Consider the following 23,827-nt stretch of genomic DNA (forward strand, 5'->3'; position numbering starts at 1 on the left):
TGCCGGTTCAACCCGTTAGGGTTGGGGTGTCCCGCGGCAGCCAAGTGGGACTTGTGGTTTCAAACGCGGCAGGGCGTGCCGTGTCTGCGCGGGGAGGCTTCGGGGTTACCCGGGCCGGCGAACCGCGAACCGACAGACTCGACCGGCGGTCGGGTGCTGAAATCCGGGGCTCTCGGGCCGTGGAGGACGTCAACGTACGAGGAGGCGATCTGAAGTTGCACGCCGTAGGCATCTCACGGCAGCCGGGCACCCCCGCGGTCCGCACAGCGGTCGTGTGGGACGTCCTGAGTGCCGTGCTGGCCGAGCGGGTGGCCGCGACAGGCCGTGAGCGGCTCGACATCGTCGACGCCGGAGGCGGTACGGGGGGTTTCGCCGTTCCCCTGGCCGACCTCGGGCACGCCGTGACGGTCGTCGACCCCAGTCCCGACTCGCTCGCCGCGCTGGAGCGCCGCGCGGCGGAGGCGGGGGTGGAGGTTCGCGCCCTGCAGGGCGACGCCGCGGACCTGGAGGAGCTGCTCCCGACCGGCGGCACCGACCTGGTGCTCTGCCACAGCGTGCTGGAGTACGTGGAGGATCTGGCCGGCGCGGTGAAGGCCATGGCGGGCCTGCTGCGCGAGGGCGGCGTGATCAGTGTCCTCGCCGCCAACCCGCTGGCCGCCGCGCTCCACCGCTCCATCGCCGGCAGGTTCGACGAGGCCCGCCAGGTGCTGGACGACCCCGAGGGCCGGTGGGGCGACCGCGACCCCACACCCAGGCGTTTCACCCGCGAGGCCCTGGAGCGGCTCCTCGCCGAGACGGGCTTCGCGCCCGGCGAGGTCCACGGTGTGCGGGTCTTCGCCGATCTGGTGCCCAGCAGGCTGCTCGACGGCGAGCCCGGAGCCGCCCGCGCCCTGGTCGCCCTGGAGCAGGCGGCGGCGGTGCACCCGGTGCTCCGCGACATCGCGACCCAACTGCACGTGCTTGGCCACCGGTGAACGCCGCGTCGAACGCCTGTTCCCGTAGGATGGCGCTGTGTCGAGAAAGCAGCAGATACCGCGCCCGGGCTCCGATCTGGGGGCGGACGACACCGGCTGCCCGATTCTCCACGTCGACATGGACGCCTTCTACGCGGGCGTCGAGCTGCGCGACCGTCCCGAGCTCCGGGGCACCCCCGTCATCATCGGCGCGCCCGGGGCGCGCGGGGTGGTGCTCAGCGCCACCTACGAGGCCCGGAGGTTCGGGGTGCACTCGGCCATGCCCATGACCCGGGCCCGACGGCTCTGTCCCCAGGCGGTGATCATCCCGCCCAGCCGGGGCAAATACTCGGAGGTCTCCCGGCGCGTCATGGAGATCTTCCAGACCTTCACCCCCGAGGTCGAGCCGATCGCCTCCGACGAGGCGTTCCTCGACGTCAGCGGGGCCCGCAAGCGTCTCGGACCGCCGACGGCGATCGCCAGGATGATCCGTGAGCAGGTCGAGCGCGAGCAGGGCATCACCTGCTCCGTCGGGGTCGCCAACAGCAAGTTCGTGGCGAAGCTCGCCTCCCAGCACTGCAAGCCCGACGGCCTGCTCGTGGTGCCCGCCGACAGGGTGGTCGACTTCCTGCACCCGCTCCCCGTGGCGGCGCTGTGGGGCGTCGGGGAGCGCACCGAGCAGTCACTGGCCCGCCTCGGCATCAAGACCGTCGGCGACCTCGCCCGGGTCCCGGTGGACACGCTCCAGCGGGAGCTGGGCCAGGCGGCGGGCGCGCACCTGTCGGCGCTCGCCTGGGGGCGCGACGAGCGCCCGGTGACCCCGGACGTCCCCGACAAGAGCATCGGCGCGGAAGAGACTTTCGCCACAGACCTCGCCGATCCCGCGGAGATCCGCAGGGAGCTGCTCCGGCTCTCGGAGCGGGTCGCCGCCCGGCTCAGGAAGGGCGGCAGCGTCGGCCGCACGGTGAGCGTCAAGCTCCGCCGCGCCGACTTCACCACCATCTCCCGGTCGCGGAGCCTGCGCGAGCCCACCGACGTCGCCAAGATCCTGTACGACGTCTCCTGCGCCCTCTACGCCGCCTCCGGCCTGGAGAACGTCCGCCTGAGGCTGGTCGGCGTACGGGTGGAGAACCTCAGCCCGGCCGCCGGGGCGACCCGGCAACTCGGTCTCGGAGAGCGCGAGACGGGCTGGCGGGAGGCCGAGCAGGCGATGGACAGGGCGGTCCGGAGATTCGGCCATGATGCCGTCCTTCCGGCCTCCCTTGTTCGCCCTCCGTTTGATGGAATAGATCCATGATTCCGCCTCCGGTTTGGACTACGTTGGACGTTTTCTTTCGTCTACGTCTACAGCCTCGTATTCTGGGGATAACCGACCGCGAGGTTCGGACACCCCGTGTCGTCCGTCACCGTCTTCCCCGTCCTGGGGCTGTCCTTGGGAGGCGCCGTGCCGCTCTCTGAGCACGAGCAGCGCTTGCTCGACCAGATCGAGCAGGCCCTCTACGCCGAGGACCCGAAGTGGGCCAATACCGTCAGGATCAGTGATCCTCGCAGCCACTACAGGCGCCGCCTGGTGAAGGCCTTCATCGGCTTCATCCTGGGCGTCGTCCTGCTGATGGTCGGCGTCGTGATCAACAACGTCCCGCTCGGCATCCCGCTCGGCGTCGGCGGTTTCGTGGTCATGCTCGCCGCATGCCTGTGGGGTCTGTCCAGCTGGAAGCGGATGAACGGTTTCGGCGAGGCCAACGCGGCCACGCCCGCCGATCAGCCGCGAGGCAAGGGAGGGCGCCGTGCCGGCTCCCGCCAGAGCTTCATGGAGCGAATGGAGGAGCGCTGGCGCCGTCGACACGACGAGCGCTAGCCCGGCAGGGCCGTCGCCGCCCGCGGCGGCTCCTTCCCTGACGGATCCCCCCTGTGCCGACGAGGGTCACTCGCGGCGTGCGAGCGGCCCGCGTCATCCACCGGCCCCTCGTTCACCGAGCCTCCCGCGCGCTCGGCGATCGGTCGTTCGCCACCCCGTCCTGAGGGTTACTGTTCCGTACCCTCCCGGCGGCCGAGGATCCCGGCCCGGGGCCCCGATCGCCGTCCCCCGGTGATCGGGACGCGGTCGTGCGTCCCGATCACCGAGGGCGCTAGGCGCCCTTCCTGGCGGGCCTGCGGAGCCGGATGTTCTCCAGACGGTCGAAACCGTCCAGCACCCGTCCGCCCAGCGCCCGCATCCGCAGGAGCGTGGAGGGCGGCAGCAGCACCGCTCTGATCCGCCTGCCGCGGGTCGCGGTGGCCGCCAGCGCCCGCCGCACGCTCCGCATGTCCTCGCGCAGGGTACCGATCTCGCCCGGGGTCCTGGCGTAGAGCGTCCGCTCCACCGCCGCGGCGATTCTCGCCAGCGCGGCGGCGGCCTCCGGCTCGAACACGTACTGCTCCGCCAGCCGCCCGGCCAGCGCGCGCGGGCTCTCGCTCGCCTGCCGCGACATCCCGTAGTCGCACAGGGCGTCGTCGAGCTCGGCCCACGCGGCCGTCACCGCCGGATTCCGGCGAACCTCCCTGATCCCCGCACCGGCCGCCGGATCCCTGCGAACCTCCCTGATCCCCGCCTTGACCTCCGCGGGGGAGGCGGTGCCGCCGGGATCCGGAGCGGCCGGATCACGGCGGGCCGGGTCCCCGGCCCGCCGTGAGTAGGACCTGCCGCGGCGGACCCGCAGCTGCCAGCGGATCAGCGCGGGGATCAGCGCGACCAGCAGCGCGATCGCGACCCCGATGCCGATCTTCGCGGCGAGCGGCATTCCCTCGTCCACCGGGGCGAACACGCCGCCGGACTCCCTGTCGAGGATCTCGTCGCGGCGGTCGTTCGCCGGCCCGGCCGGCGAGTCGGAGCCGGTGGGGTCCGACGACGGTGCCGCGCTCGGCTCGTCGGGGGTGTCCGGCGCCACCTCGGGGCGGGTGTAGGACGGCACCGTCGCGCTGCCCTGGCCCGCTCCGCCCGCCGGGGTGGGCTCGAAGCGGAGCCACCCGGTCCCCTCGAAGTAAAGCTCGGGCCAGGCGTGCGAGTCGTGGGTGCGCACCTGCCACCCTTCGGAGGTGACGCTGCCCCCGGTGTAGCCGATGGCGACCCGGGAGGGGATGCCCAGAACGCGCGCCAGCACCGCCATGGAGGCGGCGAACTGCTCGCAGTAGCCGGTCCTGTTGCGGATCAGGAAGTCCGTCAGCGCCGGGCCGTTGTGCCCCTGGGTGGCCAGGCTGTAGGTGAACCCGCCGCTCTCGGTGAAGAACTCCTGCAGCTGGATCGCCTGCTCGTACGGGCTGGCGCCCCGCTCGGTCTCCTGCAGGGCCAGCTGCCTGATCGCGTCCGGCAGGCTCTCCGGCAGCGTCAGGTACCGTTCCCTGATCGCCGTCGCGGGCGGGGCCGCCGTCTTGAGCCGGTCGGCCGTGGGCTCGGGCTCGGCGGTGACGGCCTGGTACGTCAGGCCCCCGGCGGTGTTCCGCGTGGAGAAGACCATGAGCGTGTCGCGGTCGGGCCGCCAGTCGCCCGCCACCGTGACCTTGGACGCCGGGTAGGGCAGGGGAAGGAAGCTCAGCCTCCTGACCTGGTCGCTCACCGTGATGGTGAGGGTCGCCGGGGTGACGGGCACGCTCGCGCCCTGGCCGGGGGGCGGCGGCATCGGCGCGTCGGACGTCCGGTCCTCGGGGCGGCCCCTGGGCTCCGACATCGTCCACTGCTCGCCGTCGAAGATGTCGAGCGAGTACATCCTCAGGTAGCGCGGCGTGCTGTCGCTGGCCTTGTAGGTCAGGACGGTGGAGTTCGCCGGCAGCGACAGCTGGCCGCGCAGGTTGACCATGGGGTTCGGGATGCTGATCGAGTTGCCGCCGCCCCTGCCGTTGCCCACGCCGAAGCCGAACAGCGGGTTGGGCTCCATGGTGGGCAGCAGCGCGGGCAGCAGGACGGCCAGCACGATCGCGGCGAAGCCGATGCGCTTGCCGGAGAGCCGCAGGGCCCCGCTGTCGGAGGGCGCGGGCCGGGTGACGGTGAAGGACGATGCGCGGCGCACCAGCACCGCGCGGCCCCAGTGGCTGACCCGCTCCCGTCCGTCGGCGACGAGGACTCCCAGGTAGCCCAGGGCCCCGATGATGAACGCCGGCCAGCTGATCGGCTCGGCGATCACCGCCGCCGGGACCACGAACAGCGCCAGCAGCGGCAGCCCGGTGAGGGCCGCCCTGCGCAGCCGCGCGGCCAGCAGGTCCACCAGGACGGCGATCAGGCCGACGCCGCCGCAGGTGAGCAGGACGATGCCGGTGCTGTCGGGCACCGGGGCGGCGAACCGCTGGATGTCGGCGAAGCCCGTCGTGAGCAGCCTGTCCAGCCTGGCGACCGAGTCCCAGGTGGGGACCACCCTCGCCCACGCCTCGTCCCCGGCGAACACCGCCGTCAGGTAGATCCACACGCCCAGCACCTGCGCGGGCGGCGCCAGCCAGCCGGGCAGCGTGTAGTGGCCGGCCAGCACGCCGATCCCGGCCACGACCAGGATGACGCCCAGGCTCGACCAGAACCAGGCACCGCCCTGGAAGAGCGGGTAGAGCGCGATCGCGACCGCTCCGGTGGCCACGCCCGACGCGATGGAAAGTCTCATGAGCCACCCCTGCTCGCCGCGAATCGTCCGCGTTGCGCGACGTCCTGCCACACGCTCGCGACGGAGGCGCCGGCGGGCAGCCGCACGACGCGCCAGCCCGTTCCGGTGAGCACCGACCGCGCCGCCTGGAACTCCTCGTCCTCGCCCAGCTCGGGATGCTCCCATCCCTCCACGTCCAGCATCACGGCCACGCCGGTCACGTTGCCGTGCCTGGCCCTGGACAGCTCCTGAGCCTGGTCGAGGTCCATCTTGCCGAGCACGGCCACGATCAGGCCGTCGCCGCCGCCCTGCCGCAGCGCGCCGACACCGTACTCCAGCGACCGCGCCGTGCTGGCCCGTACGACGGCCAGGGTGTCCAGCAGCGACAGGCTCAACCCGCTGTCGGTGAGATGCTCGGCCCCCTGGTCGGTGACCAGGCGCAGGCCGAGACCCTCGTGGGCGAGGTGCACGCCGATGGAGGCCGCGGCCGAGACCGCCGCCTCGAACGACGAGCGCGGGCCCTCGCCCCGGTGGGCGTAGCGCCGGGTGTCCAGCAGCAGCGCGCCCCTGCTCTGCCACTGCTGTTCCTCGCGCCGCACCATCAGCTCGCCGTGCCTGGCGGTCGAGCGCCAGTGCACCCGCCGCAGGTCGTCGCCCTGGCGGTACTCGCGCGGCGCGACGTCGTCGTCCCCTGCCGCCGCCACGCTTCTCGTACGGCTGTCGCCGCCGCCCGTCCACTCGCCGGCCAGGCGGACGTGGGGCAGGGCCACCACCTGGGGCGTCACCATCAGCGTGTCGCTGATGGTGAACGACCTGGTCAGCTCGACCAGGCCGAAGGGGTCGCTGATCCGGATGGAGAGCGGTCCGATGCCGAAACGCCCGCGCAGGTCGGAACGGACCCGGTAGTCGATCTCCCGGATGCCCTGCGCCTCCACCCGGTCCAGGACGAACCTGGGGCGGGCGCCGAGGGCGTAGGGAACGGTGTCCTCGATCATCAGCAGGCCGGTCGGCAGCCGGGTGACGTTCTCCAGCCGCAGCGTCACGGTGGCCTCGCTGCCCACCTCGGTCCTGGGCGGGTCCAGGCGCCGGGCGCAGCTCAGCCGGTAGCGGGTGCGGGCGACCACCATGGCCGCCAGCAGCGGCAGCGAGATGACCAGCACGCCGATCCTGAGCAGGTCGTGCTCGCCGAGGATGAAGGCGCACAGCAGCGCCGCGACGCCGGACGCGAGGAAGGACCGGCCGCGGGCGGTGAGCGCCTTGAGGCCGGAGGTCACCGGGCCTGGGCCTCGGGCACGGGCACCCGGCGGACCAGGTCGGCGATCACCTGCTCGGGCGGGCGGCGCTGTCCCTGGGCCTCGATGCTGGGCAGCAGCCGGTGTGCCAGGACGGGGACGCACAGTTCCTGCAGGTCGTCGGGGATGACGTAGTCGCGGCCCGCGAGCGCGGCGTGCGCCCGCGCGGCCCTGACCAGCTGCAGGGTCGAACGGGGGGAGGCGCCCAGCCGCAGGTCGGGGGACTGGCGGGTGGCGGTCACCAGGTCGATCGCGTACTTCTTGATCGGCTGGGAGACGTAGACCCCGCGCACCGCCTCGATCAGCGCCTTCACCTGCTCGGTGGTGGCCACCGGCTCCAGCTTGTCCAGCGGGGAGGCGGCGCCGTGCACGTCGAGCATCTCCAGCTCCGCGGAGGGCGCGGGGTAGCCCATCGCGATCCGGGCGGTGAACCGGTCGCGCTGCGCCTCGGGAAGGGGGTAGGTGCCCTCCATCTCGATCGGGTTCTGCGTCGCGATCACCATGAAGGGGGAGTCCAGCCGGTAGGTCGCACCGTCGACGGTGACCTGATGCTCCTCCATGCACTCCAGCAGCGCCGACTGGGTCTTCGGCGACGCGCGGTTGATCTCGTCACCCACCACGATGTTGGCGAAGACCGGGCCGGGCTTGAACTCGAACTCCCTGGTCTGCTGGTTGTAGGCGCTCACTCCTGTGATGTCGCTCGGCAGCAGGTCGGGGGTGAACTGCACGCGGCGCACCGGGCAGTCGATGGACCGCGCCAGCGCCTTGGCGAGCATGGTCTTGCCGACTCCGGGCACGTCCTCGATGAGGAGGTGCCCCTCGGCGAGCAGTACGGTCAAGGTCAGGCGGACGACGTCGCTCTTGCCCTCGATCACCGATTCGATCGACTGGCGGATCCGGTGCGCGGTGACGACGAGATCATCGAGCTGTGGTGAGACGTCATGGGTTACTGCCACCAGGCCTCCATGAGGGTGCGGCGGTTGCGCGCCGGGGGGTTGCCGTTGCGGAATCTTTGCGATCCCGTAACTCATTCTGCTTACCGACACTACGGCGCCGTGCGTTCCCTCGGCGACTTTATGCGGTCATCAGGGCTGATTCCGGGTAAACAGCCATAGTGTGTGCCGCCGCTGTCGCGGTCCTGTACGGGTGGCGTGCCGATCCGGTGACGGGGCGGGGTTCGGCCTTCCACCATTCTTCACCGCGCTCCGGTTTATTTCATGATCTTTAGCCTATTCGGCGGGCTTACCCGACACGCCCAGGGCGTACGAGGGGCCGCTTACCCCCTCCACTCCGCACCACCCCATTTGAACTGGGGAAATGGCGGTGAAACCCGTCGCGAAGAGGCGTGGAATCAGTTGACGGTGGAGAGAAGTGGAGTATGGTGGTGCGCAGTGGAGGGCAGGGCTGTGACGCCTGGCGCTCCGCTGGGCACGGGAGGTGAGGGCCGGTGTTCCTCGGCACCCACCACCCGCGTCTCGATGACAAGGGACGGCTGTTCCTGCCGGCGAAGTACCGCGAGGAGCTGGCGGAGGGTCTGGTGATCACCAAAGGCCAGGAGCGCTGCCTCTACGTCTTTCCCGTAGAGGAGTTCCAGCGCATAACCGAGGCTCTGCGCACCGCGCCGGTCACCGCCAAGGCGGTCCGTGACTACAGCCGTGTCCTCTTCGCCAGCGCGTCCGACGAGGTCGCCGACAAGCAGGGCCGGATCACCGTTCCACAGGCTCTGCGCGAATACGCCAGCCTGCGCCGCGACTGCGTCGTCATCGGTGCCAACACCCGGCTGGAAATCTGGGACGCGCACGCCTGGAGCGCCTATCTGGCCGACCAAGAGCAGGCTTTTGCCGATCTGTCGGAGGAGGTGCTGCCAGGGATTCTGTGACTCCACGGTCGACTCATCGGTAAAACGTCGTTCGGCGAGGTCTCCACCCGCAACCACCTGCCCGTCAGCTGATGCACCTTCCCCGGTGTCAGGTGACGGGCGGACACGCGGGTGCGGATGGGGACCTGGCCGGACGGCCCCGGGGGTGGGGGCCAGTTTTCAAGACACCGGTGAGCGTCCGCCGCGCGTCCACGGGACGGGGCGGGAAAGAGGGGGGTTGCGCTTCATGCGCGCCGAGAACCACAACCATGATCTCCAAACGCCTGGGGGTCACGTCCCCGTCATGCTCGACCGGGTGCTGGAGTTGCTCGCTCCGGCGCTGGCCCGCCCCGCCCCCGTCCTCGTCGACGCCAACCTCGGCCTCGGCGGCCACGCCGAGGCGCTGCTCGCCGCGCACCCCTCGCTCCACCTGATCGGGATCGACCGCGATCCCACCGCCATCGAGCGTTCCACCGCCAGGCTCGCCCCGTACGCCGACCGGATCACGCTGGTCCGCGCGGTCTCCGACGAGCTTCCCGAGGTGCTGGCCGAGGTGGGTCATCCCCGCGTCGACGCGGCGCTGTTCGACCTGGGCGTCTCCTCCCCGCAGCTGGACGAGGCCGAGCGGGGTTTCGCCTACTCCTACGACGCGCCGCTGGACATGCGGATGGACCGCGACGAGGAGCTGACGGCCGAGGTCGTGGTCAACACCTACCCGGCCGCCGAGCTGATCCGGATCCTGCGGGATTACGGAGAAGAACGATTCGCCCCGCGTGTCGCGCACTTAATCATCAAGGAAAGGGCCAGAGAGGCCATAACGTCTACCAAGCGGCTTGCGGAGATCGTCAGGACGGCGATCCCGGCCGCTACTCGCAGGACCGGGGGAAACCCCGCAAAAAGGACTTTCCAGGCGTTGCGGATCGAGGTGAACGCGGAGTTGACGGCGCTGGAACGCGCGCTCCCAGCCGCGCTCGACGCATTGACGCTGGGCGGGCGCGTCGTCGTGCTCGCATACCACTCCCTTGAGGACCGGCTGACGAAGCAGGTCATCACCGCGCGGACCAGGGACACCGGCCCTCCCGGCCTGCCGGTCCCGCTGCCGGCTCACCAGCCGCGGTTCGCGCTCCTGACAAGGGGAGCCGAGCTTCCGAGCGAAGAGGAGGTGGCCCGCAACCCGCGGGCGGCCTCCGCCCGGTGTCGGGCGGCAGAGAGGATCCGTGAGGCAGTTGACGAGGAGTGAGACAGACGTCCGTCGCGCCGCGCCCAGCCGCGGCGCGCGCCCTGTGCGCGTCCCCCGCGCGGTGCCGCAGGGATACGGGACCAGGCCGGCGCCCGCCGTCGCTTCGGCCGCGCAGGTCAAGGCCGCGGCACCCGGGGCCGCAGGGCCCCCCGCGGCCCGTCGCGCCCGGCCGCCGAGGGCTCCCTTCCTGCTGCTCGTGGTCGGCCTGCTCTGCGGCGGCCTGGTGAGCCTGCTGCTGCTGAACGCCGTGCTCGCCCAGGACTCCTTCAGGGCCAACGGGCTGCGCAAGGAGATCAGCGACCTGCGCATCCAGAAGGAGAGCAAGAAGAGCGCCAACATGCGGCGGGAGATGCCGGACGCGGTGGCGAGGAGCAACGAGCTCCAGGGACTGGGGCCCGACTGGGACACCGCGCGCGTCATCGACCCCGACAGGCCCGCCGTCGGGGTCGCCGGCGACGTCCAGACGCCCGCGGGGCAGGAGCGAGCGCCGGGCACGGGCCAGTGAGGGAGACCGGCGGCCAGACCGGCGGCCCGGGTGCCGGACAGGGCCGCGGCGGTTCCACCGGAGGGCCGGCCGGAGGCTCGGGCCGCCGCTCGCCCGGCGGCCCCGGCCGTACGGCCAGGCCCGGCGGTTCCCCCGACGTTCCCGGTAAGCCCGGAAGGCCTGGTTCCGGTGACGCCGGGGCTCCCGGCGTGCCCGGCGGCCCCCAGGGGCCCGCCGCGCGCAGGTCTCCGGCCTCGGGCGCCCCCGGTTCGCCCGGCAGGCCACCCGGTTCCGGAGCCGCCGGAGGTTCCGGCCGCGCGGGTTCCTCCGGCGGGGCGCGGGAGGCCGAGGGGCCGGGCAGGTCCGGCTCGCCGGGCAGGCCCGGTGCCGGCCGTGCGGGTTCCGCCGGCGGGGCGGGCTCCCCGGGCAGGCCGTCCGCGGGTTCCGGCAGGGGGCAGGGGGCCGACGGGCAGGGCAGGCCGGGCTCCTCCAGGGGGCGGCCGTCCCCGGCCGACGGCCCCGGTAAGGGGCGGGGAACCGGCAGGCCGCCCGCGCCGGGCGGATCCGGCCGGGCGTCCGGCTCCGGCGGGTCCGGCAGGCCGCCGGCTCCGGAAGGCTCCAGCAGGTCCGACAGATCGGATAAATACGACAAATCGGCCAGGTCGGGCAGGCCTGGCTCCCCGTCGAGGCCGTCGGCCGCGGGCCCGTCCGGCAGGTCCGGCTCCCCGGGCAGGCCGGGCCCCGCCGGCAGGTCCGGTTCCGGCGCGCGACCGCCCGCTCCCGACGGGCCGGGCAGGGCGGGGCGGCCGGACGGCAGGGGTGGTGTTCCCGGCGCTCCCGGCAGGTCCGCCCGCCCCGAGGCGCCGGGCAGGACCTCCGCCTCCCGGCCGGGTGGCCCGCCGGGTCCCGAGGCGCCGCGCGGGCCGGTGCGGTCCTCGCGGTCGGAGGAGCCGCCGGACCCGCTGGGCTGGGTACGGTCCGTGCCGAGGCGCGGGCCCGGGCGGCCCGGGGATCGCGAGCACACCCGCACGGCGACGCGCGGCGGCGGTGGCAGGCCGCCGCGGCCCCCGGCGCGCCCGTCCGCGGTGCTGCGCCTGGGCAACCCCCGCAGGCGCATCGGCATCGGCCTGATGGCGATGACCTTCGTGCTGTCCATCTTCGCGGGGAGGCTCATCCAGCTCCAGGGCCTCGACTCGAAGGTGTACACGGCGGAGGCGGCCAAGCAGCGCGTGCAGGGTGAGAAGCTGCCCGCCAGGCGAGGCTCGATCACCGACGTCAACGGCCACGAGCTCGCGCTGACCCTGGAGGCCCGCGAGATCTTCGTGGACCCGTCCGAGGTCTCCGCCGCGCAGCGCGACCGGGTGGCCACGGTCCTGGCCAAGGAGCTGGGCACGCCCAAGGAGTCGATCGCCGCCAAGCTGGCCCAGAGCACCAGCCACTACCAGCAGCTCGCCGCGGCCGTCGACCCGGCGCTCGCCCAGCGGATCATGACGTACGACCTCAAGGGGGTCGGCAGCAAGCACCGCTACCGGCGCGACTACCCGGGCGGCGACCTGGCGGGCACCCTCCTGGGCTTCGTCGGCACAGACGGCACCGGGCTGGCCGGGCTGGAGAGCACCTACGACAAGCTGCTCGCGGGCCGCGACGGTGAGCAGATCATCGAGACGGGCGCCATGGGGCAGCGCATCCCGATGACCCGCAGCACCGTCCGGGCGCCCGTCGAGGGCAGGGACCTGCGGCTCACCATCGACCGCGACGTCCAGTGGGCCGCGCAGAAGGCGATCAGCGAGCAGGTCGAGGCGACCGGGGCGCGCACCGGCAGCGCCATCGTGATGGACACCCGGACCGGCCGGGTGATCGCCATGGCCAACGCGCCCGAGCTCGACCTGAAGAACTGGATGAACTCGCCCGGCGCCGACCGGGTCAACCGGTCGGTCACGGACGTGTTCGAGCCGGGCAGCACCAACAAGGTCATCACCGCCGCGGCGGCCCTGGAGTCGGGAGCCGTGCGGCCGGACAGCCTGTTCACGGTCGACGACGAGATCAGGTGCGCCGACCGGGTGCTGAAGGACTCCCACCCGCACCCCACCGAGCGCCTGACCTTCTCCGGCATCGTGGCGACCTCCAGCAACGTGGGCACGATCCTCGCCACTCAGAAGATCGGCGACGAGAAGCTCCACTCGATGCTCCAGCGCTTCGGGTTCGGCACGAAGCCCGGCACCGGGCTGCCGGGGGAGGAGGCCGGGCTCCTGCCCGACTGGAAGAGCTGGTCGGGCAGCCAGCGCTGCACGATCGCGTACGGCCAGGGGGTCTCGGTGACGGCGCTCCAGACGGCCAGCGTCTACCAGACCATCGCCAACGGCGGGGTGCGCGTCACCCCGCAGATCGTGGCCGGCACCACCGGGGAGAACGGTGTGTTCACGCCGTCCCCGCCGGGCAAGCAGACCCGGGTGGTCGGCGAGCGCACCGCGCGGGAGGTCGCCACCATGCTGGAGGCCGCCGTGAGCGAGCAGGGCACCGGGAACCTCGCCGCGATCGACGGCTACCGGGTGGCGGGCAAGACGGGTACCGCGATGCGCTACGACACCAGATGTCAGGGCTACTGCGGATACACCGCGACATTTGTTGGTTTCGCCCCCGCGGACAAGCCCCGGCTTGTCGTCCTGGCGGTCCTCCAGGACCCCCAGGAGGGCTACTACGGCGGGGAGATCGCCGCCCCGGTCTTCAAGAAGGTGATGACGTTCGCGTTGAAGAGCGGGAAGATCCCGCCGACCGGAACCAGGCCGTCCCCGGTGCGGATACGCGCCGGAGAGTGACGAGTGAAGGTACGCTCTCGCCGTGCATCCCCCGTCGTCAATGCGACCCTCAACCAGTTCACCCCGTCCGCTCTCGGGGCTGGCGAGCCTCATCGGCGCGCCCTCGGGCACGTCGCGCGCTCCGCTGGCCGCGGTGTCCGGGATCACCATCGACTCGCGCCGGGTGTGCCGGGGAGATCTCTACGTCGCGCTGCCGGGGGCCACGGCCCACGGGGCCGACTTCTCCGCCCAGGCCCTCGCCGCGGGTGCCAGCGCGATCCTGACCGACGAGGCGGGCAGGCGGGCCGCGGTCGCGACCGGCCTTCCCGTCCTCGTCGTGCCCGATCCGCGCGCCCTGCTCGGGCAGGTCTCCGCCTGGGTGTACGGCAACCCGGTGGCCGACGTGATGGTCGTCGGGGTCACCGGCACCAGCGGCAAGTCCACCGTCACCTTCATGCTGGAGGCCGGGCTGCGGGCCGCGGGGCACACCCCCGGGCTCGTTGGGGGCGTGGAGATCCACGTCGGTGAGCTGCGCTTCACCCCGAAGCTCACCACGCCGGAGGCCAGCGACCTGCAGGCCCTGTTCGCCCTGATGCGCGAGCGGGGCGTCACCGCCGCGGCCATGGAGGTCTCCAGCCACGCGCTGGCGCTCGGCCGGGTCGACGGGGTGTTCTACGACGTGGCGCTGTTCACCAACCTGTCCCAGGACCACCTCGACTTCCACCGCGACCTCGACGACTACTTCGCGACGAAGGCCCGGCTGTTCACCCCCGAGATGAGCCGCGTGGGGGTCGTCAACATCGACGACGCCCACGGGCGGGAGCTCCGTGGCATCGCGAAGATCCCGATGACCACCTTCTCCGCCGAGGGCGCCATCGAGGCCGACTGGCGGGCCGTGGACGTGCGCCTGGGCCCCGAGGGCAGCACCTTCACGGTCGTGGGCCCCGGAGGCGTCGAGGAGGCCGCGTCGGTCGCGCTGCCCGGGCCCTTCAACGTGGCCAACGCCCTGGGCGCGATCGTCGCGCTGGTGGAGGCGGGTGTGCCGCTGCGGGCCGCCGTGGCGGGCGTCGGTACGCTGGCGGGGGTTCCCGGCCGGATGGAGCGGGTCCCCGGCGGCGAGGACTTCCAGGCCATCGTCGACTACTCGCACAAGCCCGGCGCGGTCGAGTCGGTCCTGCGCTCGCTGCGCGAGGTCACCGAGGGCAGGCTCATCGTCGTGCTCGGCTGCGGAGGTGACCGTGACCGTGGTAAACGCCCAATGATGGGAGAAGCCGCCGCAAGGTTGGCAGATGTGGCTATTCTCACCAGCGACAACCCCCGCTCCGAGGACCCCCTGCGGATCCTCGCGGAGATGATGGACGGAGTTCTCGGCGTGTCCCAGGACGGGCGCGCACATGTGATCATTGAGCCGGACCGCGCCGCGGCCATCGACCTGGCCATCGGCCGGGCGGGTCCCGGTGACGTCGTCGTCGTGGCCGGCAAGGGCCACGAGCAGGGCCAGTACGTCGGCGACCAGGTGCTTCCTTTCGACGACAGGCAGGTCGTGGCCGACGCGATCGTCAGGCGCAGGAACCGCACCGGGCGCCGAAGCACGTATGGAGAGTAGGGAAGACGCATCATGATCCCGTTGCCGCTGGCCAGGATCGCCGAGATCACCTCGGGGGCCCTCGCGGGCATGGCCGACCCACGCGCGGTGGTGCGCGGCCCGGTCGTCACCGACTCCCGCGCCGTCGAACCGGGGTCGCTGTTCGTCGCGATCAAGGGCGAACGGGTCGACGGGCACGACTTCGCCGCCCAGGCCGTCGCGGCCGGGGCGGTCGCCGTGCTGGCCTCCCGGCCCGTCGACGCCCCCGCCGTCATCGTCGGCGACACCGTGGCCGCCATGACGGCCCTGGCCACCGCGGTCTGCGCGGCCCTGCCGGCGACCACGGTCATCGGCCTCACCGGCTCCGCGGGCAAGACCACCACCAAGGACCTGCTGGCCAGGCTCACCGCCAGGATCGGCCCGACGGTCGCCACGGCCGGCTCGTTCAACAACGAGATCGGCCACCCGCTGACCGTGCTGAAGTCCGGCGAGGACACCCGCTACCTGGTGCTGGAGCTCGGCGCGAGGAACGCGGGGCACATCGCGCACCTGACCCGCGTCGCCCCGCCGACGATCGGCGTGGTCCTCAACGTCGGCACCGCCCACCTGGGCGTCTTCGGCGGCAAGGAGGAGATCGCCAGGGCCAAGGGCGAGCTGGTCGAGGCGCTGCCCGCCGAGGGCGTGGCCGTGCTCAACGCCGACGACCCGCTGGTGGCCGCGATGGCCGGGCGCACCGGCGCCCGCGTCACCTGGTACGGCCGGGCCGAGGGCGCGACCGTGCGGGCCGAGAACGTGACCGTCGACGAGCGCGGACGCGCCTCCTTCACGCTGCGCACCCCCTCGGGCGCCGCCCCGGTGGCCTTGCGCCTGTACGGCGAGCACGCGGTGGAGAACGCGCTGGCAGCCGCCGCGGCCGCCTACGAGCTCGGCCTGCCGGTCGCCACCATCGCCGAGGAACTGTCGGAGGCCGAGCCCCGCAGCCGCTGGCGGATGGAGGTCACCGACCGCGCGGACGGCGTGACCGTGATCAACGACGCCTACAACGCCAACCCCGACTCCATGCGGGCCGCCTTCGGCACCCTGGACGCGCTCGCGGGCGACCGCCGCCGCTTCGCGGTCATCGCCGCCCTGCGCGAGCTGGGTGACGAGAGCGTCGCGCTCAACGAGGGCCTGGGGCGCCTGGCCGGGGGCGCGGGCCTGGCGGGCCTGTTCGTCGTCGGCCCCGACGCCGACCCGGTCCTGGCCGGGGCCAGGGCCGCCGTACAGGCCGCGCGGGAGGCCGCGGGGCCCGTACCGGCCGGTGTCCCCGCCGCCCCCCTCGCGCACGCCGGAGCGGTCTCGCACGCGGTCGCCCCGCACGGGGCGCCCTACGGGGCGGGGGAGCCGCCGGGCGGCGCGGGCGAGCCGCCCGGCACCGGCACGGCCGGCCGTCTCTCGCCCGTCGCCGCGTTCGGCGAGGCCACCGAAGACGCCGCGGACGCCAAGGACGCCAAGGACGCCAAGGACGCCAAGGACGCTGAGGACGCCGTGGCCGGCGGCGGGGTTCCGGTCGCCACCCGGGTCTCGCACGCCGCCGACGCGGCCCAGGCGGGCGCGGAGCTGTCGGCGATGCTGGCACCGGGCGACGTCGTACTGGTCAAGGGACCGCGTGCCGCGGGCCTCGAACGCGTGGCCGCGGCGCTGCTCGGAGGTGACCGCCGATGAGGGAGATCCTCGTCGCGGCCGCGGTCAGCCTGCTGCTGTCCATGCTGGGCACGCCGCTGGCGATCCGCCTGTTCTCCCGGCGCGGCTACGGGCAGAGCATCCGGGAGGAGGGACCCTCCGGCCACCACGACAAGCGCGGCACCCCCACCATGGGCGGCACCGTGATCGTGATCGCCGCGCTGGTCGGCTTCGCCTGCGCCCACCTGTACAGCTTCACGCCCCCCACGGTCTCCGCCGTCCTCGTGCTGTTCCTGATGACGGGGCTGGGCGCGGTCGGCTTCCTCGACGACTTCATCAAGATCTACAAGCAGCGCAGCCTCGGGCTGCGGAGCGGTGCCAAGGCGCTGGGCCAGCTCATCGTCGGCGCGGTCTTCGCGGTCCTGGTGACCCGTTTCCCCAACGCCTACCTGATCACCCCGGCCGAGACGCGCCTGTCGTTCCTGAGGGACTTCGGCCCCTCCATCGGCCTCATCGGGTTCATCATCTGGGTGCTGATCATGATCGTCGGCTTCTCCAACGCGGTGAACCTCACCGACGGCCTCGACGGCCTGGCCAGCGGCGCCACCGGTGTGGTGCTGGCCTCGTACGTGCTGATCGGCAACTGGCAGCTGCGCAACAGCTGCACCACCCAGCTCGGCCCCAACTGCTACTGGGTCCGCGACCCGCTGGACCTGGCCGTGGTCGCCGCCGCGGTGCTCGGCGCGCTCGTCGGGTTCCTGTGGTGGAACGCCCCGCCCGCGAAGATCTTCATGGGCGACACCGGCTCGCTGGCCCTGGGCGGCGTGCTCGCCGGGCTGGCCATCACCACCAGGACCCAGCTGCTGCTGATCATCCTCGCCGGGATGTGCGTGCTCATCACCATGTCGGTGATCATCCAGGTCGGCTTCTTCAAGATGACCGGGAAACGGGTCTTCAGGATGGCCCCCCTCCAGCACCACTTCGAGCTGAAGGGCTGGGCGGAGACGACCATCGTGGTCCGCTTCTGGCTGATCGCCGCCCTGTGCACCGCCGCCGGGATGGGGATCTTCTACGTGGAATGGATGCCCAGGCTGTGAGCGAGCGGACGAGGCGGGCGAGCGCGGCCGGGGAGGGCGCGTGATCTGCGTCGCAGGGCTGGGGGTCTCGGGCACCGCCGTGGCCCGCACGATGGCCGGGTGCGGCGAGAAGGTCGTCGTCCTGGAGGGCCGGGACGGAGAGCGGGCCAGGGCGATCGCCGGTGAGCTGGCCGCGCTCGGCGTCGAGGTCCGCTTCGGCGAGCCCGCCGAACCTCCCGAGGGCACCTCCCTGATCGTCACCACCGGCTGGCCGCCGCACCACCCGCTGCTCGCCGCCGCCGCGGCGGCCGGCATCGAGGTGATCGGCGAGGTCGAGCTGGCCTGGCGGATCCGCCCCGAGGGCGCCGCCCCCTGGCTCGCGCTGACCGGCACCAACGGCAAGACCACCGCGGTGCGCATGCTCACCTCGATGCTCCTGGCCGCGGGCCACCGGGCGCTCGCCGTCGGCAACGTCGGCACCCCGGTGGTGGAGGCCGTCACCGGGCCCTCGGACGTGCTGGCGGTGGAGCTGTCCAGCTTCCAGCTGCACCGCGCGCCGGGCATCGCCCCGTACGCGGCCGCGGTGCTCAACGTGGCGCCCGACCACCTCGACTGGCACGGCTCCATGGAGGAGTACGCCCGCGTCAAGGGGGAGATCTTCGCCAGGGCCGGGACGGTCGTGCACAACGCCGACGACGAGTGGGCGGCCCGTCTCGCCGCGCCGTACGAGGACGCGGCGCGCGCGGCCGGGCGCGGCGGCGCGGTGCGGAGCGTGGGCTTCACCCTCGGGGTGCCCCGGCCCGGCCAGCTGGGCGTGGTCGAGGACCTGCTGGTGGACCGGGCGTTCGTGGCCGAGCCGGAGAGCAACGCCGAGGAGCTCGCCTCGCTCGCCGACGTCCGCCCGTTCGCCCCGCACAACGTGGCCAACGCGCTCGCCGCCGCGGCACTGGCCAGGGCCTACGGGGTGCCCGCCGCCGCCGTACGCCAGGGGCTGCTGGACTTCGTGCCCGATCCCCACCGGATCGCGCACGTGGCCAGGGTCGCCGAGGTCGACTACGTGGACGACTCCAAGGCCACCAACCCGCACGCCGCCGCCGCCTCGCTGGCCGCCTACCCGTCGGTCGTCTGGGTCGCCGGAGGGCAGCTCAAGGGCGCCGACGTCGGCGAGCTGGTGCGCCGCGCCGCGCCGCGCCTGCGCGGCGCGGTGCTCCTGGGCGCCGACCGCGAGCGAATTCGCGAGGCTCTGGCGCGACACGCCGGGAATGTTCCGGTGGTGGAGGTCGCGGGGCAAGACACTGGGGTCATGGACCGTGTCGTCACCGAAGCCGCCAGGCTCGCCGCCCCCGGAGACACCGTGCTGCTGGCCCCGGCCGGCGCCTCTCTGGACATGTTCGCCGGTTACCCCGCCCGAGGGGAGGCGTTCGCCCGGGCCGTGCACCGTCTCGCCGAGGGGCACGACGGGGGAGCGGCGTGAGCGCGACCACCCAGGAAGGCGCGCCCGCCCACAAGGGTGCGCCCGCCCGGGAGGGCGCGCCCGCGCGCCCCGACGGGTTCCGCGAGCACCTGCTCGCCTTCCGCGAGCTGCTGAACCGGCCGCTGACCTCGTACTACCTGATCCTGGGGTGCAGCGCCCTGCTGCTCACCCTCGGCCTGATGATGGTGCTGTCGGCCTCCAGCATCGAGGCGCTGCAGGAGATGGGCGACCCCTTCTACTGGTTCTTCAAGCAGTCGATCTCGGCCGCGCTCGGCCTCCCGCTGATGTGGATCTGCGCGCAGCTGCCGCCGAGGTTCTTCAGGCTCGCCGGATACCCGCTGATGGCGCTGGCGATCCTCGGGCTGGTGCTGGTGCTGTTCGTCGGCACCTCCCAGCTCGGCGCCCAGCGGTGGATCGACCTCGGGCCCATCTACCTGCAGCCGTCCGAGCCCGCCAAGCTCGGGCTGATGCTCTGGGGCGCCGACCTGCTGGCCCGCAAGGCGCGCAACGGCCTGATCGAGTGGCGCAGCCTGTTCATCCCGCTGATGCCGGGCACCGCCATCCTGGCCGTCATGGTCATGCTGGGCAGCGACCTGGGCACCACGCTGGTACTGATGATGATCTTCCTGTCGCTGCTGTGGGTGGTGGGGGCGCCGCTGAAGCTGTTCGGCGGGATCCTCGCGGTGGCCGTGCTCGCGACCATCGTCATGATCAGTACGGAGGGGTACCGCTCGGAGCGGATCACCGGGTGGCTCGACCCGTGGGGCAACGCCCAGGGCTCGGGCTTCCAGGCCGTGCAGGGACAGATCGCCATCGGCAGCGGCGGCTGGTTCGGGCTGGGCCTGGGCTCCAGCAGGCAGAAGTGGAGCTGGATCCCGCACGCCGAGAGCGACTTCATCTTCTCCATCCTCGGCGAGGAACTCGGCCTGATGGGCACGCTCGTCGTGGTGGCCCTGTTCGGGCTGCTGGGCTACGCGGGGCTGCGGGTGGCGACCAGGGTCAAGGACCCGTTCGTCAGGCTCGCCTCCGCCGCCGCGGTCGCCTGGATCGCGGGCCAGGCGATCGTCAACATCGGCGCGGTCATCGGCGTGCTGCCCATCACCGGCATCCCGTTGCCGCTGGTCTCCTACGGTGGATCGGCCCTGCTGCCCACCCTCGCCGCCCTCGGCATGCTCCTGTCGTTCGCCAAGCACGAGCCCGGCGCCCGCGAGGCTCTCGCGGCCCATGGCCCCGGACCGGTGGCGCGGGGCCTAAGCTGGCTTGGCCTGGGTGGTCCGGCCGGAAGACGACGGCCGGGCCGCGGAAGACGATAAGCGAAAGGACCGACATGAGGGTGGTCCTCGCCGGTGGCGGGACGGCCGGTCATATCGAACCGGCGCTGGCTCTGGCCGACGCGTTGCGCCAACTCGACCCGAACATCGGGATCACCTGCCTCGGCACCGAGCGCGGTCTGGAGACCAGGCTGGTGCCCGCCCGGGGATACGACCTGCAACTGGTGCCCGCGGTGCCGCTGCCCCGCGCCCTGACGCCCCAGCTGCTGAGCGTGCCCGGCCGCCTGGCCGGCGCCATCAACGCGGCCGCCGGCATCATGGACCAGGTCCGGGCCGACGTCCTGGTCGGCTTCGGCGGCTACGTGGCGACCCCCGCCTACCTCGCGGCGCGGCGGCGCAACGTGCCGATCGTGGTGCACGAGGCCAACCCGCGCCCCGGCCTGGCCAACCGGCTGGGCGCGCGCCTCACCGAGCACGTGTTCACCGGGCACCCCGACACCCCGCTGAACCGCGCCGAGCACATCGGGATCCCGCTCCGCAGGGAGATCGTCAACCTGGACCGGCTGTCCATGGGCGACAAGGCCCGGTCCTGGTTCGGCCTGGAGGCCGACCTGCCCACGCTGCTGGTCACCGGCGGCTCCCAGGGGGCCCGCTCGCTCAACCGGGCGGCCCTGGCCGCCGCCCCCGCGCTGCGCGGGGCCGGGGTGCAGGTGCTGCACGTCATCGGCCCGAAGAACACCCTGGAGGAGGAGCCGCCGCCGGGTGACCCGCAGTACGTCGTGCTGCAGTACGTCGACCGGATGGACCTGGCCTACGCGGCGGCCGACTTCGCCCTGTGCCGCAGCGGCGCGATGACCTGCGCCGAGATGACGGCCGTGGGCCTGCCGGCCGCGTACATCCCGCTGCCGCACGGCAACGGCGAGCAGCGGCTCAACGCCACCCCGATCGTGCAGGGCGGCGGCGGCCTGATGATCGACGACGCGGAGCTGTCGGCGGAGTGGATCGTCCGGAACGTGCTGCCCATCCTGTCCGACCCCGATCGCGTGGGCACCATGTCGGAGGCGGCCTCCAGGATGGGCAGGAAGGACGCCGACGTGACGCTGGCGCGCAGGGTGCTGCAGATCGCGGCACGGGGGAGGGGCTGAATGGGCACGGAGGGATCACGGAGGGGATCACGGAGCGGATCCGGCGCGCCGGGCGCGAGGCCGGGGAAGACGGAAGACGGCCGGACGCGGCGCGGACGCGCCCGCGCGGCGAACGAGGAGAAGTGAGCGGCCGATGAGCCTGGTCAAGCTGGTGGATCCGGTCGCGGCCGGCGACCTGGGACGGGTCCATTTCATCGGGATCGGCGGTTCCGGGATGTCCGGGATCGCGCGCATCCTGCTCAAGCGGGGCGTGCCGGTCTCCGGCAGCGACGCGCGAGGCTCGGACATGGTGACGGAGCTGCGGGATCTGGGGGCGAGGGTCCACATCGGCCACGCCGCCTCGCATATCAAGCACGTCGACACCGTCGTGGTGTCCACCGCGATCCGCGACTCCAACCCCGAGCTGGGCGAGGCACTGCGCCAGGGCCTGCGGGTCATCCCCAGGGCCGCGGCGCTCGCCTCCGTGATGGCGGGCAAGACCGGCGTCGCGCTGGCCGGCACCCACGGCAAGACCACCACGACCTCGATGCTCACCGTGGCGCTGCAGAAGTGCGGCATCGACCCCTCGTACTGCGTGGGCGGGCAGCTGGTGACGACGGGCCTGGGCGCCGACGAGGGTTCGGGCGAGGTGTTCGTCGCCGAGGCCGACGAGAGCGACGGCTCCTTCCTGATGCTCGCCCCCGACATCGCCGTGGTGACCAACGTCGAACCCGACCACCTGGACAACTACGGCGACCCGCGCGCGGTCCACGACAGCTTCGCCAGGTTCGTCGAGCGCGTCACCGGCACCATGGTCGTCTGCGCCGACGACCCCGGCTCCGCCGCGCTGATCCCGATCGCCCGCGCCCGCGGCCTGAAGGTGATCACGTACGGTGAGTCGGAGGACGCCGACCTGCGGGTGAGCGGGATCGTTCCCGAGGGGCTGGGCATCACCTTCACGATCGCGGGACGCGGGGAGGTCAGGCTCGCGGTGCCGGGCCGCCACAACGCGCTCAACGCCGCCTCCGCCATCGCCGTGGCGGGTGAGCTGGGCGTCTCCTTCGACGAGATCCGCGACGGCCTGGCGGCCTTCACCGGTGCCAAACGCCGCTTCGAGGCGAAGGGGGAGGCGGGCGGGGTGGCGGTCTTCGACAGCTACGCCCACCACCCGACCGAGCTCGCCGCCGACCTGCGCGCGGCACGGGACGTGGTGGCGTCCTTCTCGGGCGACGGCAGGGTCATCGCGGTCTTCCAGCCGCACCTGTACTCGCGCACGAGGTTCTTCGCCGACGAGTTCGGCGCCGCGCTCGGGCTGGCCGACGAGGCCATCGTCCTGGACGTCTACGGAGCCCGAGAGGACCCCGAGCCCGGCGTGTCGGGCGCACTGGTGGCGGGCAAGGTGCCGCTGCCCGCGGAGCGGGTGGCCTACGCCCCCCACCGCGACAGCGTGCCGGCCCTGGTGGCGGGCCGGGCCAGACCCGGCGACATCGTCCTGACCATGGGCGCGGGCGACGTGACGGAGCTGGGCCCCAGGATCGTGGCGGAGCTGGCCGCGCGGTGACCCACGTCGGCGGGCGCGGGTCGCCGGAGGGGGAGTGGCGATGAACGGGGTCTGGCGGTCGGCCTTCCTGGCCCTGCTCACCGTGGGGGTGGTGGGCATCGCCGCGTGGCTGGTGTTCTTCTCCCCGGTGCTCGGGGTGCGGGACATCCAGGTGGTCGGCAACGCGGGCCTGTCCGCCGAGCAGATCCGGCGGGCGGCGGAGGTGGCCGCGGACACGCCCCTGGCCACCGTCGACGTGGCCGAGGTCGAGGGCAGGGTCGGCAGGATCCCGCAGGTCGAGTCGGTGACGGTCAGCCGCGGCTGGCCGGGCACCCTGCGGGTGGAGGTCGTGGAGCGCGAGCCGGTCGCGGTGGTACCGGTCGGTGAGAGGTCCGCGCTGATGGACCGCCACGGGGTGGTCACCGAGGTCAAGGACGCCGCGCCCCCGGCGCTGCCGGTGCTGCGGGTCTCGCGCCCCGGCCCGGCGGATCCGGCGACCGCGGCGGCGCTCACCGTCATCACCGCGCTGCCGGAGAATCTCGCCCGCAAGGTCGCGGAGGTGCTCGCGCCGTCGGCGGAGACGGTCTCGCTGCGCCTCAAGGACGGCCGCGCGATCGTGTGGGGCGGCGGTGACCGTCCCGCCGACAAGGCGCGGATCCTTGTTACGCTGCTCAAGCGCCCGGCCGACACCTATGACGTCAGTTCGCCTGACGTCGTGACGGTCAGGTGATCTCATCGGAGGGCGGGCGTTCCCGGAGCGTTCCCGGAAAAGGGCGGCCCGCGACACGCTGAACGCGCTGCGGCGCGGTTAGTTGACCCGCCAGGAGCGCAACTCCTACTGTCCGTATCACTCCTCAGGTTGACATAAAGCT

18 protein-coding genes are annotated in these 23,827 nt (G+C 72.8%); 15 read left to right on the forward strand and 3 right to left on the reverse strand.

Annotated elements, in window-relative coordinates:
• The first annotated feature begins 215 nt into the window (after positions 1–215).
• From ACTOQ2_RS01590 to ACTOQ2_RS01600, 3 genes are all read left to right on the forward strand, one after another.
• On the forward strand, positions 216–974 hold the full coding sequence (locus ACTOQ2_RS01590; RefSeq protein WP_440097818.1) for a class I SAM-dependent methyltransferase: 759 nt from the start codon (positions 216–218) through the stop codon (positions 972–974).
• A 37-nt stretch (positions 975–1,011) separates the two neighbouring features.
• A complete protein-coding gene (locus tag ACTOQ2_RS01595; RefSeq protein ID WP_440097819.1) occupies positions 1,012–2,250 on the forward strand; it encodes a DNA polymerase IV in 1,239 nt (412 codons plus the stop codon).
• 147 nt (positions 2,251–2,397) lie between these two features.
• A complete protein-coding gene (locus tag ACTOQ2_RS01600) occupies positions 2,398–2,811 on the forward strand; it encodes a DUF3040 domain-containing protein (protein ID WP_344747391.1) in 414 nt (137 codons plus the stop codon).
• A gap of 271 nt (positions 2,812–3,082) precedes the next feature.
• On the opposite strand, the gene ACTOQ2_RS01605 is transcribed toward ACTOQ2_RS01600, so the two are convergent.
• The 3 genes from ACTOQ2_RS01605 to ACTOQ2_RS01615 are packed head-to-tail and all read right to left on the reverse strand — an operon-like array spanning position 3,083 to position 7,802.
• Positions 3,083–5,575: a transglutaminase family protein gene (locus ACTOQ2_RS01605; RefSeq protein WP_440097820.1), complete on the reverse strand. Its 2,493-nt coding sequence runs from the start codon at positions 5,573–5,575 to the stop codon at positions 3,083–3,085.
• Positions 5,572–6,828 (reverse strand): DUF58 domain-containing protein, encoded by a 1,257-nt coding sequence (locus ACTOQ2_RS01610; protein WP_440065094.1) that lies wholly within the window; start codon positions 6,826–6,828, stop codon positions 5,572–5,574. The genes ACTOQ2_RS01605 and ACTOQ2_RS01610 overlap by 4 nt, the downstream gene beginning before the upstream one ends.
• The gene (locus ACTOQ2_RS01615) at positions 6,825–7,802 is read right to left on the reverse strand and encodes an AAA family ATPase (protein WP_350973957.1); all 978 of its coding nucleotides are present in this window, start codon (positions 7,800–7,802) and stop codon (positions 6,825–6,827) included. The genes ACTOQ2_RS01610 and ACTOQ2_RS01615 overlap by 4 nt, the downstream gene beginning before the upstream one ends.
• 491 nt (positions 7,803–8,293) lie before the next feature.
• Here ACTOQ2_RS01615 and mraZ point away from each other — a divergent pair, with 491 nt between their 5' ends.
• The 12 genes from mraZ to ACTOQ2_RS01675 all read left to right on the forward strand — a co-directional run bounded on the left by mraZ (position 8,294) and on the right by ACTOQ2_RS01675 (position 23,685).
• Positions 8,294–8,725 (forward strand): division/cell wall cluster transcriptional repressor MraZ, encoded by a 432-nt coding sequence (gene mraZ / locus ACTOQ2_RS01620; RefSeq protein WP_362848730.1) that lies wholly within the window; start codon positions 8,294–8,296, stop codon positions 8,723–8,725.
• A 226-nt stretch (positions 8,726–8,951) separates the two neighbouring features.
• Positions 8,952–9,944, forward strand: coding sequence for a 16S rRNA (cytosine(1402)-N(4))-methyltransferase RsmH (gene rsmH / locus ACTOQ2_RS01625; protein WP_362848776.1), 993 nt, complete (start codon positions 8,952–8,954; stop codon positions 9,942–9,944).
• A gap of 43 nt (positions 9,945–9,987) precedes the next feature.
• Positions 9,988–10,449 carry a hypothetical protein gene (locus ACTOQ2_RS01630; protein ID WP_440097821.1) on the forward strand — a complete coding sequence of 154 codons (462 nt, stop codon included), beginning with the start codon at positions 9,988–9,990 and terminating at the stop codon, positions 10,447–10,449.
• A gap of 959 nt (positions 10,450–11,408) precedes the next feature.
• A complete protein-coding gene (locus tag ACTOQ2_RS01635) occupies positions 11,409–13,244 on the forward strand; it encodes a peptidoglycan D,D-transpeptidase FtsI family protein (RefSeq protein WP_440097822.1) in 1,836 nt (611 codons plus the stop codon).
• A 40-nt stretch (positions 13,245–13,284) separates the two neighbouring features.
• Positions 13,285–14,829 (forward strand): UDP-N-acetylmuramoyl-L-alanyl-D-glutamate--2,6-diaminopimelate ligase, encoded by a 1,545-nt coding sequence (locus tag ACTOQ2_RS01640; protein WP_440097823.1) that lies wholly within the window; start codon positions 13,285–13,287, stop codon positions 14,827–14,829.
• 12 nt (positions 14,830–14,841) lie between these two features.
• Positions 14,842–16,512, forward strand: coding sequence for a UDP-N-acetylmuramoyl-tripeptide--D-alanyl-D-alanine ligase (locus ACTOQ2_RS01645; RefSeq protein WP_440097824.1), 1,671 nt, complete (start codon positions 14,842–14,844; stop codon positions 16,510–16,512).
• Positions 16,509–17,567, forward strand: a complete 1,059-nt coding sequence (mraY, locus tag ACTOQ2_RS01650) for a phospho-N-acetylmuramoyl-pentapeptide-transferase (protein ID WP_440097826.1) — start codon at positions 16,509–16,511, stop codon at positions 17,565–17,567. The genes ACTOQ2_RS01645 and mraY overlap by 4 nt, the downstream gene beginning before the upstream one ends.
• A 91-nt stretch (positions 17,568–17,658) precedes the next feature.
• On the forward strand, positions 17,659–19,020 hold the full coding sequence (gene murD / locus ACTOQ2_RS01655; RefSeq protein WP_440098075.1) for a UDP-N-acetylmuramoyl-L-alanine--D-glutamate ligase: 1,362 nt from the start codon (positions 17,659–17,661) through the stop codon (positions 19,018–19,020).
• Positions 19,017–20,333: a putative lipid II flippase FtsW gene (ftsW, locus tag ACTOQ2_RS01660; protein WP_440097827.1), complete on the forward strand. Its 1,317-nt coding sequence runs from the start codon at positions 19,017–19,019 to the stop codon at positions 20,331–20,333. The genes murD and ftsW overlap by 4 nt, the downstream gene beginning before the upstream one ends.
• A 14-nt stretch (positions 20,334–20,347) precedes the next feature.
• Complete coding sequence (murG, locus tag ACTOQ2_RS01665) at positions 20,348–21,436, forward strand: undecaprenyldiphospho-muramoylpentapeptide beta-N-acetylglucosaminyltransferase (RefSeq protein ID WP_440097828.1); 1,089 nt, start codon at positions 20,348–20,350, stop codon at positions 21,434–21,436.
• 133 nt (positions 21,437–21,569) lie between these two features.
• Positions 21,570–22,976: a UDP-N-acetylmuramate--L-alanine ligase gene (murC, locus tag ACTOQ2_RS01670; RefSeq protein WP_440097829.1), complete on the forward strand. Its 1,407-nt coding sequence runs from the start codon at positions 21,570–21,572 to the stop codon at positions 22,974–22,976.
• A 40-nt stretch (positions 22,977–23,016) separates the two neighbouring features.
• Entirely contained in the window at positions 23,017–23,685 is a 669-nt protein-coding gene (locus tag ACTOQ2_RS01675) for a cell division protein FtsQ/DivIB (protein WP_440097831.1), read from the forward strand.
• Positions 23,686–23,827: the final 142 nt, after the last annotated feature.

The organism is Streptosporangium sp. H16 (assembly GCF_051918855.1).
Lineage (GTDB): Bacteria > Actinomycetota > Actinomycetes > Streptosporangiales > Streptosporangiaceae > Streptosporangium.

Excerpts from the sequence above, each read along its gene's own strand:
- mraY (WP_440097826.1), top strand. The coding sequence starts at position 16,509 with ATGAGGGAGATCCTCGTCGCGGCCGCGGTCAGCCTGCTGCTGTCCATG.
- ACTOQ2_RS01605 (WP_440097820.1), bottom strand. The coding sequence starts at position 5,575 with ATGAGACTTTCCATCGCGTCGGGCGTGGCCACCGGAGCGGTCGCGATC.
- ACTOQ2_RS01675 (WP_440097831.1), top strand. The coding sequence starts at position 23,017 with ATGAACGGGGTCTGGCGGTCGGCCTTCCTGGCCCTGCTCACCGTGGGG.
- ACTOQ2_RS01640 (WP_440097823.1), top strand. The coding sequence starts at position 13,285 with ATGCGACCCTCAACCAGTTCACCCCGTCCGCTCTCGGGGCTGGCGAGC.
- murG (WP_440097828.1), top strand. The coding sequence starts at position 20,348 with ATGAGGGTGGTCCTCGCCGGTGGCGGGACGGCCGGTCATATCGAACCG.
- ACTOQ2_RS01645 (WP_440097824.1), top strand. The coding sequence starts at position 14,842 with ATGATCCCGTTGCCGCTGGCCAGGATCGCCGAGATCACCTCGGGGGCC.
- rsmH (WP_362848776.1), top strand. The coding sequence starts at position 8,952 with ATGCGCGCCGAGAACCACAACCATGATCTCCAAACGCCTGGGGGTCAC.
- murD (WP_440098075.1), top strand. The coding sequence starts at position 17,659 with ATGGCCGGGTGCGGCGAGAAGGTCGTCGTCCTGGAGGGCCGGGACGGA.
- murC (WP_440097829.1), top strand. The coding sequence starts at position 21,570 with ATGAGCCTGGTCAAGCTGGTGGATCCGGTCGCGGCCGGCGACCTGGGA.